Raw genomic sequence first — 13,885 nt, 5'->3', positions numbered from 1 at the left:
ATTTGTAGGTTGCCTTTAAGAATTTTGTCATTATTTGTCTTCATTTGTTTCTTTAAGCTTTAGCACACCGCCATATATTTCTTCAAGAGCCTTCCCAACAAACTTATGTGAACGATAGTGCTCTAATTTTGGATTTTCTTCATCCTGCATATTTCGGGCACGACGTGAAGCAATTGTTACAAGTGAATATTTCGAGTCAATAACTTTCATTAGCTTATCAATTGATGGATATAACATTTATTTACCCTCCAGCATTTTGATGTATTTCGAAGCCGCCCTCTCACTGCGACAATGCTCAGCGAGTACGATGGCATTTATGCGTTCCACTGCCAAATCGACTTGATCGTTTTCTACAATATAATCATATAAACTCATTAATTCAATTTCTCTTTTCGCTGCTTCCATGCGATTACGAATCAATTCTACTGATTCTGTTCCTCTACCGACAATTCTGCTTTCCAACTCATTAAGATTTGGCGGCATGAGAAAAATGAATAATCCATCTGGAACCTTTTCACGAACTTGCTTAGCCCCCTGCACTTCAATTTCCAGGAAAACATCCTTCCCAGTAGCAAGAGTTTCATTAACATAATCTAGAGGAGTCCCATAATAATTGCCGACATATTCAGCATACTCCAACAACTTGCCTTCTTTAATTAATTGTTCAAATTCTTCACGGCTTCTGAAAAAATAATCAACGCCGTCTATTTCGCCTTCTCGCGGTTTTCTCGTAGTCATTGAAATAGAATACTCAAATTTGGCATCTGGACGAGAAAATATCGCCTGCCTCACTGTTCCTTTTCCAACACCTGAAGGTCCGGAAAGTACAATCAGCAATCCTTTTTCTTTCATTTTACGTTGTTCCTACCCTTCCTCATTGTCATCTTTCCCAAATAAACGCTGGGCAACCGTTTCTGGCTGCACGGCTGAAAGAATGACATGTTCACTATCCATAATGATTACAGCCCTCGTCCGTCTTCCATATGTAGCATCTATTAACGTTGCACGATCCCGAGCATCTTGAATGATTCTTTTTATAGGTGCAGATTCAGGTCGTACAATTGAAATGATTCGATTTGCTGACACGATATTTCCAAAACCTATGTTTAAGAGCTTAATTGACATATTGCTCCCCCAATCCAACTATCGGTTTATTTCTTTATTTCTATACTCTTATTCAAGATTTTTTTATTATACAGCTTTGTTAAAATGATTTGTGCTATTCGCTTCTATACGCTTTTATTGGTAGGAGTATTGCACCTTTACTCCATTAACAAATTATTAATGTATTCTACAAAATCCAACATTAAATAAAAAGGTCATAGAACATCCTCTATCACCTTTAGAATTATATCATAAGTTATTTCTTTTTTCTTATAAAAAATGATCCTGCTAGTAAAAAAGTTGGTAAGGCACTCATTCCGATTATTAATAGCCAATCATTTGCAGCTATAGATACAGTATGGAAAATCGGCTGTAACATTGGTACATAGATGACGGCAATCATAAGTACAGCTGAAGAAATAACGGACCAAACTAAATATTTATTTTCAAATGGGTTTCTTGAAAACACAGAAATTTCACTTCTACAATCGAATACGTGGATTAGCTGTGCTAGAACTAGTGTTGCAAAAGCAACTGTTTGTGCATAGGGGAGATCATTAGGATTTCGATGGTAGATGATGATGAATGCTATCAATGTGGCAATACCAATTAGAAAACCTCTTGAAATGATCTTCCAACCCAATCCTCTAGCAAATACTCCTTCTTTTAAATGTCTCGGTTTTCGTTTCATTACATTTTCTTCAGGTTGATCTAATCCTAGAGCCATTGCTGGCAATCCATCTGTAACCAAGTTTACCCATAGAATTTGAATAGGAACAAGCGGTAATGGCAATGACATTAACATTGCAAACAGCATTACTAAAATTTCCCCTACGTTTGATGCCAGTAAGTAACGGATAAATTTGCGAATATTTTCGTATATATTACGACCTTCTTTAATCGCAACTTTTATTGTCGCAAAATTATCATCAAGAAGAATGAGTGAAGATGCCTCTTTTGCTACATCTGTTCCCGTAATGCCCATCGCAATTCCAATATCGGCTGCTTTTATGGCAGGTGCATCATTAATTCCATCTCCAGTCATTGCGACAACATGTCCTCTATTTTGAAATGCTTTTACTATTTTCAATTTATGTTCTGGAGTAACCCTAGCAAAAACGGAGATATCTTCTACAATATTTTCTAATTCATCAACAGATAATTCATTTAATAGCTTACCATCCATTACTTGATCTTTATGTGTTAAAATTCCTAGCTGTTCAGCGATAGCACAAGCAGTCGCCTTATGGTCCCCTGTAATCATAACCGTTTTGATTCCTGCTGTTTTACATTCAGCAACAGCTGCTTTAACTTCAGGACGTGGTGGATCAATCATTCCTTGCAATCCAATAAAGGTTAAACCTTTTTCTACTTCTTCTTCCTTTTGAGGAGTTTTATGTGAATGTAATGGTTTAAAGGCAATGGCAATTGTCCGCAATGCTTGAGCGGCAAGATTGTCAACCGCACCTTTCGCTTCATTTACAAGCTGAGCATTTAATATCCGTTGCTTCCCTTCCCATAAAATAGATTCGCATTTTTCAATTAATACATCTGGGGCTCCTTTCGTAATCGAAAACCTTTTTCCATTTGCATCTTTTACGATTACAGTCATCATTTTCCGCGATGAATCAAATGGAAATTCTTTTTCTATCGTAAATTGCTTTGTAATTTCCTCCTTATGAAAGCCCGCCTTTAATCCAGCAAATAGAAGAGCCCCTTCGGTAGGATCACCATCTATTGCCATCGTTTTATCTTGAATCACAATTTCCGTATCATTACATAGGACGCCAAAAGTTAGAAGTTGGGAAATTGATTTTTCTTTTTGAGGGTTAATTAGTTTTTCATTTTCATAGAAAGAGCCTTTTACTTCATGCTCGTCACCTTTTACTAACCAAGTTCTTCCTCCACTCCATAAATGAGTGACGGTCATTTTATTTAATGTCATAGTTCCAGTTTTATCTGAACAAATTACAGAAGCGCATCCTAATGTTTCTACCGCAGGAAGTTTCCGGACAATAGCATTCTTTTTGATCATCCTCTGTACTCCAAGTGATAAAGCAACCGTTACTATTGCAGGCAATCCTTCTGGAATAGCTGCTACCGCTAGTGAAACTCCGGCAAGGAACATCGTATACACATCATGTCCATGGACGATACCCGCTGCGACAACAAGCAATGTAAGAAATATAGCCACAGATATTAATATTTTTCCTAATTGCTCCAGTCTTCTTTGTAATGGTGTCATTACAGCAGTAGTCGTTTGAATCATATCGGCAATTCTTCCCATTGCCGTCGACATTCCTGTGGTAGTAACAATCCCAATGCCATTACCACGAGTAATCAATGTACCCATGAAACCCATATTATTCATATCTCCCAAGTTAGGAGACTTTTCTTCTATCGGTGACGTATGTTTTACGGTTGGAATGGATTCTCCGGTTAGAGCTGATTCTTCTATTTCTAAATTGTTTGCGACGATGATTCTAACGTCTGCTCCCATCCGATCCCCGCTTGAAAATTTTAATATATCCCCAGGAACGACTTCACGTGAATTCATTTTTATCCACTTACCGTCTCTTAATACATTTACTTGTGGTGCTGATAAATTTTTCAATGCTTGCAACGATTTTTCCGCTTTTCTTTCCTGAAAAAACCCCAATAATCCATTGATAAGAACGATCGCCATAATAGCGATGGCGTCAACATATTCTCCAAGAAGTCCAGAAAGAAGGGTAGCGCCTAGTAAAACGAGTACCATAAAATCCTTAAACTGACTAAAAAAAAGAAGGAGAGCAGATTGTTTTTCACCTTCTGATAATTCATTCCATCCAAATCGTTTTCTGCGCGCTTCGACTGCTTTTTCCGATAGACCTTTTTTTACGCTTGTATTTAAAGACTGTTCCACTTCGGATTCTTTCATTCCATGATACAACACGCGGCCATCACTCTCTTCCTCCTCGACAAACAGAAGTTGTCCTATTATAGTAGGAAGTTTATTCAGTGTCTTCGCATTTCATGATATAATTTTTGATAACTGAAATTTTAGGAAGAGGATGTTTATAATGCCATTTGATGGTTTTTTTACACGGGCAATGGTGCATGAATTGAAAAATGCACTTACAGGAGGCAGAATTAGTAAAATTCATCAGCCTTATAAAAATGAATTAGTAATGGTCATACGAGCTGGGAGACAAAATCATAAACTCCTACTTTCCGCTCATCCTAGCTATGCAAGAGTGCAAATAACTAATGATACATTTGATAATCCAAATGAGCCTCCGATGTTTTGCATGATTTTAAGAAAACATTTAGAGGGCGCTATCATTCAAGATATAAAACAAGTGGACATGGATCGGATTGTCATTTTTGACATTCGCGGTCGTGATGAACTTGGTGATGAGTCTTATAAACAATTAATCGTTGAAATTATGGGAAGGCATAGCAATATTATTTTAGCTGATAAGGAAAAAGAAAAGATTATTGATAGCATTAAGCATATTCCAACTGCTCTAAATAGTTATCGAACGATTTTGCCTGGTTCTACATATATTTATCCACCAGCTCAAGATAAAGTAAATCCGCTTCCTTTATCCGAAGAGGACGTCCTTAAAGAAATTGATTTTAATAGTGGAAAGCTTGATAAACAAATAGTAGAAAAGTTTGCAGGATTTTCACCAATTTTGGCAAAAGAATTGATCTTTAAGGCTGGTCTTGCGAATAGAGTGACAGTTCCAAAAGCATTTGTCTTGCTGTTGGAGCAGTTGAAAAACAATCGTTACGATCCATCTATTACAGCAGCAGAAGATAAAGAACAATTTTATTTATTCCCTTTTACTCACCTTAACGGGGAATTTAAACAGTTTACCTCTTTAAGTGAGATGCTTGACCGTTTTTATTTCGGCAAAGCTGATCGTGATCGTGTAAAACAGCAAGCTTTCGATCTTGAACGATTAATGAAAAATGAAAAAAATAAGAATGAAACGAAAGTGAAGAAACTGCAGGCGACTTTGGAAGCCGCAGAAAAAGCAGACGAATACCAATTACTTGGTGAATTATTAACGGCAAATATGCATCTCGTTAATAAAGGGATGAAGGATATTTCCGTTATCAATTATTATGATGAAACTGGCGGACAAATGACAATCGAGCTGGATCCGAGAAAAAGCCCATCAGAAAACGCACAGAGCTATTATACTAAGTATCAAAAAGCAAAAAATTCTGTTCAGGTTGTGAAGGAGCAAATTGAAAAAGCAGAAGATGAAATCAACTATTTTGATGGACTCCTGCAACAACTAGCTTCAGCATCGACAAGAGATATTGAAGAAATTCGTGAAGAACTTGCTGAACAAGGTTACTTAAGGCTGCGGCATAAAAAAGGGCAAAGGAAAAATCCAAACGCAAAACCAGTTATCGATCGATACGAAGCTTCAGACGGAACAGAAATACTCGTTGGTAAAAATAATAAACAGAATGATTATTTAACAAATAAGTTAGCTGGTCGAGACGAGATCTGGCTCCATACAAAAGATATACCCGGGTCCCATGTCGTCATCCGCAGTAAAGAGCCGAAGGAGGAAACAATTCTTGAAGCGGCAAAGTTAGCTGCTTATTTCAGTAAAGCCAAAAACTCCGCTTCTGTGCCTGTCGATTTTACTAAAATACGACATGTAAAAAAACCTAGTGGGTCCAAGCCGGGGTTTGTGATTTACGACAATCAACAGACGGTGTATGTTACACCTGATGAGGATAAAGTGAAGGAAATGCAGAGAATGTAAAATTAAATTACGATTAAAGAAACTGTCCTGTATGGTGCTATGGGACAGTTATTTTTTTAAAAGAAATGAAATTATCATTAGAACAGTAATAGATTTTTCCGTTTACTTTAGCATTTTAATTATGGTTTTGAATATAATCCGTTTGATCCAAATAATTGTAGACTTTGTTTAGAAATTGAATGCGAAAGATGTATTATTTATATAGAATTATGTACGCAATTAATAAATAAAAAAACAAGCAGGTTCCAATTGAATCCCCTGCTTGAAAATGTGCAAACGTTGGTTCTCTGAGAAAATGAAAAATTGTTTGCTTACAACGGAAATCAGTGCTAATTCTCGATGAAATAGGAAGTTAAATTGATTTCGTCGAGAATTACTGCTTTATTCTCGACGAAATTGGAAATTATATTGCTTTCATCGAGAATTACCACTTTATTCTCGATGAAATTGGAAATTACATTGGCTTCATCGAGAATTACCGCTTTATTCTCGACCAAATTAAAAGTTAAATTGTTTTCATCGAGAATTACTACATTATTCTCGACGAAATTGGAAATTCAATTGCTTTCATCGAGTATTACTGCTTTTTTCTCGACGAAATTGGAATTTAATTAGCTTTCGTCGAGAATTAGTGTTCGACTTACGATTTAGCATATCTTAATAGGATTGTCACTACTCCTACTTACTCCATGCTTCCGGATTTTCCCTAAAGCTTTCTAAAAGGAATACATCTTTTTCTTCGATAATGCCTTTATTTAATGCCGCTTTAATAAGATTGCTATAATCAGTCAATGAAACAGCTTTTACATTCGCTTCTTCCAATCTCTGTTTTCCTTTGTCCAGTTCATATGTAAAAATGGACAAAATGCCTAGTACATCAATACCAGCAGAACGGAGTGCCTCTGCAGCGGCAATGGCGCTTCCTCCTGTTGAGATCAAATCTTCAATGACAACAGCTTTTTGCCCTTCTGAAATCTTTCCTTCGATTTGATTTCCTTTTCCGTGGCTTTTTGCAGAAGATCTAACGTAGCACATGGGCAATTCTAGAAGGTCGCTAACCCATGCGGCATGAGGAATCCCAGCGGTTGCAGTTCCAGCAATTAATTCGGCTTTAGGGAATTCTTTTTTAATTAACTCTACAAGTCCATTAGCAATTTCTTTTCTTAATGCTGGATATGAAAGCGTCATTCGATTATCACAATAAATTGGTGATTTTAAACCGGAAGACCAAGTGAATGGATCATTTGGTCGTAAAAATACAGCTTCTATTTCTAATAGTTTTTCAGCAATTTTTTCAGAAATCACTTATTTCATCTCCCATTCTAATTTTACCTGTTCATATGCTTGTAAAGGGTCTCCAGCCTGTGTAATAGATCGTCCAACGACTATATGGCTAGCTTCTAGTTTTCTAGCGTCTCTTGGAGTCACAATTCTTGATTGATCATGAGAGCTATCCCCTTCCATACGGATACCTGGGGTCACTTTTAAAAATTCCTGACTCGTTATTTTAGAAATCTCCCGTGCTTCAAGAGCAGAACAGACAACTCCGTCCAATCCAGCTGCAAAAGCAAGCTTTGCATAATGTAAAACGGAATCCTTTAATCCTCGATCAATCAATTGTTCACTTTGCATTTGTTCTTCACTCGTGCTTGTTAATTGAGTAACCGCAATTAATATCGGTCTTTCCATTCCTTTTGGTGTTCCTTCTTCCAAACCCTTTAAAGCCAATTCCATCATCTTGTAGCCTCCTGCAGCATGGACGTTAACCATATCTACACCAAGACCTGCCAATACTTTCATCGCACTATAAACGGTATTCGGGATATCGTGCAATTTTAAATCTAGAAAAATATTATGACCTTGTGATTTTAACCAATTGATAAAAGCTGAACCTTCCTTATAAAATAACTCCATGCCTACTTTTACAAACAGCTGTTCATCTTGAAAGTTTTGTAAAAATTGTTCAGCAGTGCCCCTATCCGGAAAATCAAGAGCAATGATTGGTTTTTGCACCATACTTTTTCCAGCTCCTTCCGGTTAATTCACTAATATGTGAAACTTCCAGTTCGTCTAGTTTGCTAGGAAGTTCCTCGATTAATTTTGGACAAATGAATGGATCAATGAAATTCATGGTTCCAATCGCTACAGCGCTCGCACCAGCATAAAAATATTCAACGATATCGTCAGCAGTTTCTATTCCACCCATTCCGATTATCGGAATGTTTACTTTTTGGCTTACTTCGTAAATCATTCTCACCGCAACTGGCTTAATAGCAGGACCTGATAAGCCACCGCTATTATTGGCTAAAATCGGCTTTCCTGTTTTTATGTCGAGTCGCAAACCAAGTAATGTATTAATCATCGTCAGACCATCTGCTCCAGCCTCTTCGACCGCTTGAGCCATTCCAACAATATCTGAAACATTTGGAGACAACTTTACATATACCGGGACTGACGAAACTTCCTTTACTCTTCTCGTAAGCTCAGCGGCCACTTCAGGGATGGTGCCAAATGCGATGCCACCTTTTTTTACGTTCGGGCAAGAGATGTTTAATTCTAAAGCTTTCACATTTGGGGCGGCAGATATTTTTTCTGCAACTTCCACATAATCTTCGGTTTCTGAACCTGCAACATTCGCAATAATTGGAACATCAAATTGTTCAAGCCATGGAAGCTCATTTGCCAAAACACCTTCTAATCCAGGGTTCTGTAAGCCGATCGCATTCAACATACCTGCTGACGTCTCTGCTACTCGCGGTGTAGGGTTTCCATATCTAGGTTCTAACGTTGTTGCCTTGATCATAATAGCTCCGAGAATGGATAAATCGTAAAACTGGCTATATTCTTTGCCAAAACCGAAACATCCTGATGCAGGCATAACGGGATTTTTCAGTGATAAACCTGGTAATTCAATTTGTAGTCGATTCATGATAAAACCACCTTCCCGATTGGAAAAACAGGACCATCACTACATATTTTTACGTATTTTGAACCAGTTGGATCATCGGCGAGATGACAGACACAGGCAAAACAAGCACCAATTCCACAGCCCATTCTTTGTTCGAGCGATAAATACGCTTTTCTACCATGAAATCTTTCTTCTAAAGCTCTTAACATTGGAGTGGGGCCGCAAGAATAAAGGACATCAAAATTAATTTCCTTTTCATCTATGACACTGGTTACGAATCCACGGGTACCGTGGGATCCATCAACTGTTGCGATAAATGTCTCACTGATTTCAGAAAATTTCTCTTCATAAAAAGCCTTCACAGCTGTTTCAAATCCAAGAACATGAATCGTTTTTATTCCTTGATTGTTTAACTGTTTCGCAAGTTCGTATAATGGCGGAACTCCAATTCCTCCTCCAACGAGTAAGGCTGTTTCACCCGGTTGAATCTCATCAATTGGGAATCCGTTTCCTAGCGGGCCTAATACATCGATCTTGCTACCTTCCACATTCAAGGAAAGCAGTTTTGTCCCTTTCCCTTCTGATCGATAAATGACAGTGAATTGATTTTTTTCTTTTTCAATTGAAGCAATACTTATAGGTCTACGTAAAAGCGGGTCGAGCCCAGGGTTTGTTCTTATATGAACAAATTGCCCCGGCTCCCTCATTTCATTAACGAGATTTCCCTCTAATGTAAGTTCGAAAATGTCTTTGGCAATTTGGTTGTGAGAGACAACGAGCATTTTTTCTTGCTGTATCATTGAAACATCGCCTCTTTCAGCTCAGTTTCTCCTTTTCCCATTGCCTCTGCTGAGAAGACCATTGATTCCAGTACTCCAAGAATCGCTTCGGCAGTATCAAGTGATGTTAAACAAGCCACGCCATTTTCAACAGACTCACGTCTAATTCTGAATCCATCCCGTTCTGGTTGTTTTCCTTTTGTTAGTGTATTAATAACGATCTGAGCTTTTCCTTGCCTAATCACATCTATGAGTGTTGGACCTGTTGAGCCAATTTTATCAACGACCTCAACTTTGATTCCTGCCTTTTGCATCATAGCTGCAGTTCCGCTTGTTGCAATAATTCGATAACCGATCATGGAAAATCTTTTCGCAAGCTCCAGTGCCTCACTTTTGTCTTTATCTGCCACTGTTATCAAAACTGTTCCATATGTTTTAATATTCATGCCTGATGCAACAAGCCCTTTATACAGTGCTTTTTCCATCGTTTTATCCTTACCCATTACCTCACCTGTTGATTTCATTTCAGGTCCTAGTGTGATATCTACTCTTCTTAGTTTGGCAAAGGAGAATACTGGCACTTTCACATATACACCTTTTTGTTCCGGAGCAATTCCAGTTTCGTAACCTAATGATGGTAACGACGAACCAAGGATTACTTTCGTTGCTACATTTGCCATTGGAATACCTGTGATTTTACTTAGGAATGGTACGGTCCGGCTTGAACGAGGGTTTACTTCGATTACATATAATTCATTTTGCGAAATAACATATTGGATGTTTAACAGTCCGACAATTTCTAGACCTCTTGCAAGTCTAATCGTATAATCGACAATTTTTTCTTTCATTTCTTCGCTTATATTTTGTGGAGGGTAAACAGCAATCGAATCTCCTGAATGGACCCCTGCTCTTTCAATATGTTCCATAATTCCTGGAATAAGTACATTTTCTCCATCTGAAATGGCATCTACTTCAATTTCCTTACCAACCAAATAGCGATCGACGAGTACCGGTTGATCTGGATTCACCTTTACAGCATTATCCATATAATGAAGAAGTTCATGCTCTTCGTAGACAATTTCCATCGCACGACCTCCTAGCACATAAGAAGGTCTAACGAGAACTGGATAACCAATTTCTGTAGCGATTTTCACTGCTTCTTCGACCGAGAAAGCCGTTTTTCCTTTTGGCTGAGGAATATCAAGTTCTTGTAACGCGTGTTCAAACTTATCTCTATTTTCAGCTCGATCTAAGCTTTCAAGTGATGTGCCAAGAATTTTAACTCCTCTTTCTTCAAGGGCACCTGCAAGGTTGATTGCAGTTTGTCCGCCAAATTGGACAACTACCCCTTCCGGCTGCTCTAGATCGATGATATGCATAACATCTTCAATTGTTAGTGGCTCAAAATAAAGTTTGTCGGAGATACTGAAGTCTGTTGATACAGTCTCAGGGTTGCTGTTAATGATAATCGCTTCATATCCAGCTTCTTGAATCGCCCATACGCTATGAACAGTCGCATAATCAAATTCAATTCCTTGCCCAATCCTAATTGGTCCAGATCCAATTACGACAACGCTCGTTTTATCCGTTTTAATCGATTCATTTTCAATTTCATATGTTCCGTAAAAATATGGAGTATCAGATTCAAACTCTCCGGCGCAAGTGTCAACTTTTTTATAGACTGGTATAATTCCATTTGTTTTACGCCATTCATACACTGTTTTTTCATCAGTTTCCCATAATTTTGCTATCATTTTATCCGAGAAACTGTACTCTTTTGCTTTTCTTCCAACTTCAATATTAAATCGTTGTTCTCTTAAGATTTCTTCCAGTTTTACGATCTTTTCTAGTTTATATAAGAAGAAAAGATCAATTTTGCTCCACTCATGAATTTCTTCAATGGATATCCCTTGTCTTAAAGCATCTCCGAGATAAAACAAGCGTTCATCTGTTGCTTTTACTATCTGTGCTTGTAAAAAATCTCGATCATAACGATCGCCGTCTGGATGTTCTAAATGGAAGACATTACTTTCAAGCGATCTAACTGCTTTTAATAATGATTCCTCAAAAGTGCGTCCAATCGCCATTACCTCGCCTGTCGCTTTCATTTGTGTTCCGAGCCTGCGATTCGCAGATTCAAATTTATCAAATGGCCATCTTGGAATTTTTGTTACAACATAGTCGATTCCCGGCTCAAAACATGCGTATGTTTTACCTGTTACAGGATTCATAATTTCATCCAGTGTATAACCGGCCGCGATTTTTGCTGCCAGCTTCGCAATTGGAAATCCAGTTGCTTTTGAGGCAAGCGCAGAAGAGCGACTGACACGCGGATTTACTTCAATTAGATAGTAATTAAAGCTATTCGGATCTAAAGCGAGTTGGACGTTACAACCCCCTTCAATTCCAAGTGCGCGAATGATTTTTAGTGATGCATTTCTCATCATCTGAACTTCTCTATCACTCAATGTTTGACATGGAGCTACAACAATAGAGTCACCAGTATGAATTCCGACTGGATCCACGTTTTCCATATTACAAACAACTATTGCATTATCATTGCTATCGCGCATTACTTCAAATTCAATTTCTTTAAATCCTGCAATACTTTTTTCAATTAAACATTGTCCAACAGGACTATATTTTAATCCACTTGTTACAATTTCCTTTAATTCATCTAGATTTTCACAAATTCCTCCGCCTGTTCCCCCTAATGTATAAGCAGGGCGTACGATAATTGGAAAACCTACTTGTTCAGTAAAAGCGATTGCTTCTTCAAGAGTGTGTACAATATCGCTGTCTGGTACAGGCTCATTCAACGTATTCATCAGTTCTCTGAATTGGTCACGGTCTTCCGCTTGTTCGATGGCGGAAAGTCTCGTACCAAGAATTTCAACTTCACATTCTTCTAAGACTCCCGCTTTTGCAAGTTGCATCGCCATATTTAATCCCGTTTGTCCCCCTAATGTAGGAAGAATGGCATCTGGTCTTTCTTTGCGGATAATTCTTGAAACAAACTCAAGAGTGATTGGTTCAATATATACTGCATCTGCAATTTCAGTATCCGTCATTATGGTGGCGGGGTTTGAATTGATTAAGATGACGCGATAACCTTCTTCTTTCAAAGCTAGACATGCCTGCGTTCCAGCGTAATCAAATTCTGCTGCTTGTCCGATGACGATAGGACCTGACCCAATTACTAAAATACTTTCAATATCAGTACGTTTTGGCATGTTGCTCCACCCTTCCATTTTGTTCATTCATGATTTTGATAAATTGATCGAATGCCTTTTTCCCATCCTCTGATCCTGGAGAAGCTTCTGGTTCATATTGGAGTGAGAATGCCTGAACATGCTTATGTTTTATTCCTTCAATTGAACCTCCATTTAACGCTTTGTGTGTAATCTTAAGAACTGAAGGATCAATTGTTGATTCTACTACTTCATAACCGTGATTTTGGGAAGTGAAAATGATTTTGCCGGATTCTAGTTCCTGTACAGGATAACTTGACCCTCTATGTCCGGAAACCATCTTCTCAATCTTGCAGCCATTAGCAAGGGCAAATAATTGATGTCCTAGCCCAATTCCGAATAAAGGAAAATGACGTTGGACTTCTTGAATCATTTTGCAAACTTCTTGAATATGCTCTGGATTTCCCGGTCCATTAGAGAGCAATACTCCATCAGGTTTTATGGAAATGATTTCTTCAGCCGATGTGTGATAAGGGACCACTTTAATATCGCAGCCTCGCTCCGTAAGCTCTCGTAAAATTCCGTGCTTGACTCCGAAATCGACTACGACGACACTTTTCCCACGTCCAGGACTTGGAAAAGGCTTTGTGACAGAAACTTTTGATACTAGATTTTCGGAGTGTGTATCGGATTGTAATTGTGCAAGAATCGATTCTGTATTTTCTTCAAATCCACAAATCGTCCCTTTTAACGTTCCTTTATCCCTTATTAATCTCGTTAGCATTCTAGTGTCTATTCCTGCAATGCCAGGTATATTTTTTAATTGTAAAAATTCACTTAGCGACATATTACTGCGCCAATTGGACGGGAAGTCACTCGCTTCCTTTACGATAACTCCTTTGATGACAGGCTGGATGCTTTCAAAATCATCTCGGTTAATGCCATAATTTCCAATTAACGGATAACTAAATGTTATGATCTGTCCGTAATTTGAAGGATCTGATATTACTTCTTGATAACCAGTCATACCTGTATGAAAAACAACTTCTCCAAATGAATCAATTTCACTTCCGAAAGCTTCGCCTACAAATACAGTTCCATCTTCAAGTACTAGTTTCCGTTTCATTA

Annotated in this window: 11 protein-coding genes; 1 reads left to right on the top strand and 10 read right to left on the bottom strand. The window is 38.0% G+C overall.

Annotated features, from left to right (window positions below):
- Positions 1-30: 30 nt before the first annotated feature.
- The 4 genes from rpoZ to KHA97_RS02415 form a co-directional block, all read right to left on the bottom strand.
- Positions 31-237 (bottom strand): DNA-directed RNA polymerase subunit omega, encoded by a 207-nt coding sequence (gene rpoZ, locus KHA97_RS02430; RefSeq protein ID WP_213123161.1) that lies wholly within the window; start codon positions 235-237, stop codon positions 31-33.
- Positions 238-852, bottom strand: a complete 615-nt coding sequence (gene gmk, locus KHA97_RS02425; RefSeq protein WP_213123160.1) for a guanylate kinase — start codon at positions 850-852, stop codon at positions 238-240.
- A gap of 12 nt (positions 853-864) precedes the next feature.
- Complete coding sequence (remA, locus tag KHA97_RS02420; RefSeq protein WP_213123159.1) at positions 865-1,125, bottom strand: extracellular matrix/biofilm regulator RemA; 261 nt, start codon at positions 1,123-1,125, stop codon at positions 865-867.
- Positions 1,126-1,360: 235 nt separating this feature from the next.
- The gene (locus KHA97_RS02415; protein ID WP_213123158.1) at positions 1,361-4,039 is read right to left on the bottom strand and encodes a calcium-translocating P-type ATPase, PMCA-type; all 2,679 of its coding nucleotides are present in this window, start codon (positions 4,037-4,039) and stop codon (positions 1,361-1,363) included.
- 127 nt (positions 4,040-4,166) lie between these two features.
- On the opposite strand from KHA97_RS02415, the gene KHA97_RS02410 reads away from it, so the two are divergent.
- The gene (locus tag KHA97_RS02410; RefSeq protein ID WP_213123157.1) at positions 4,167-5,879 is read left to right on the top strand and encodes an Rqc2 family fibronectin-binding protein; all 1,713 of its coding nucleotides are present in this window, start codon (positions 4,167-4,169) and stop codon (positions 5,877-5,879) included.
- Positions 5,880-6,557: 678 nt separating this feature from the next.
- Here KHA97_RS02410 and pyrE read toward each other — a convergent pair.
- From pyrE to KHA97_RS02380, 6 genes are read right to left on the bottom strand one after another with little or no spacing between them, the layout of a single operon-like run.
- A complete protein-coding gene (pyrE, locus tag KHA97_RS02405) occupies positions 6,558-7,181 on the bottom strand; it encodes an orotate phosphoribosyltransferase (RefSeq protein WP_213124276.1) in 624 nt (207 codons plus the stop codon).
- Positions 7,182-7,184: 3 nt separating this feature from the next.
- Complete coding sequence (pyrF, locus tag KHA97_RS02400) at positions 7,185-7,895, bottom strand: orotidine-5'-phosphate decarboxylase (RefSeq protein WP_213123156.1); 711 nt, start codon at positions 7,893-7,895, stop codon at positions 7,185-7,187.
- The gene (locus tag KHA97_RS02395; RefSeq protein WP_213123155.1) at positions 7,867-8,808 is read right to left on the bottom strand and encodes a dihydroorotate dehydrogenase; all 942 of its coding nucleotides are present in this window, start codon (positions 8,806-8,808) and stop codon (positions 7,867-7,869) included. The genes pyrF and KHA97_RS02395 overlap by 29 nt, the downstream gene beginning before the upstream one ends.
- Positions 8,805-9,587: a dihydroorotate dehydrogenase electron transfer subunit gene (locus tag KHA97_RS02390; protein ID WP_213123154.1), complete on the bottom strand. Its 783-nt coding sequence runs from the start codon at positions 9,585-9,587 to the stop codon at positions 8,805-8,807. Before KHA97_RS02390 ends, KHA97_RS02395 begins: the two co-directional genes overlap by 4 nt.
- Complete coding sequence (carB, locus tag KHA97_RS02385) at positions 9,584-12,799, bottom strand: carbamoyl-phosphate synthase large subunit (RefSeq protein WP_213123153.1); 3,216 nt, start codon at positions 12,797-12,799, stop codon at positions 9,584-9,586. The genes KHA97_RS02390 and carB overlap by 4 nt, the downstream gene beginning before the upstream one ends.
- The gene (locus KHA97_RS02380) at positions 12,783-13,883 is read right to left on the bottom strand and encodes a carbamoyl phosphate synthase small subunit (RefSeq protein ID WP_213123152.1); all 1,101 of its coding nucleotides are present in this window, start codon (positions 13,881-13,883) and stop codon (positions 12,783-12,785) included. The genes carB and KHA97_RS02380 overlap by 17 nt, the downstream gene beginning before the upstream one ends.
- Positions 13,884-13,885 lie beyond the last annotated feature (2 nt).

The organism is Lederbergia citri, from assembly GCF_018343625.1.
GTDB lineage: Bacteria > Bacillota > Bacilli > Bacillales > Bacillaceae_C > Lederbergia > Lederbergia citri.
This window is presented reverse-complemented; position numbering and strand designations above follow the sequence as displayed.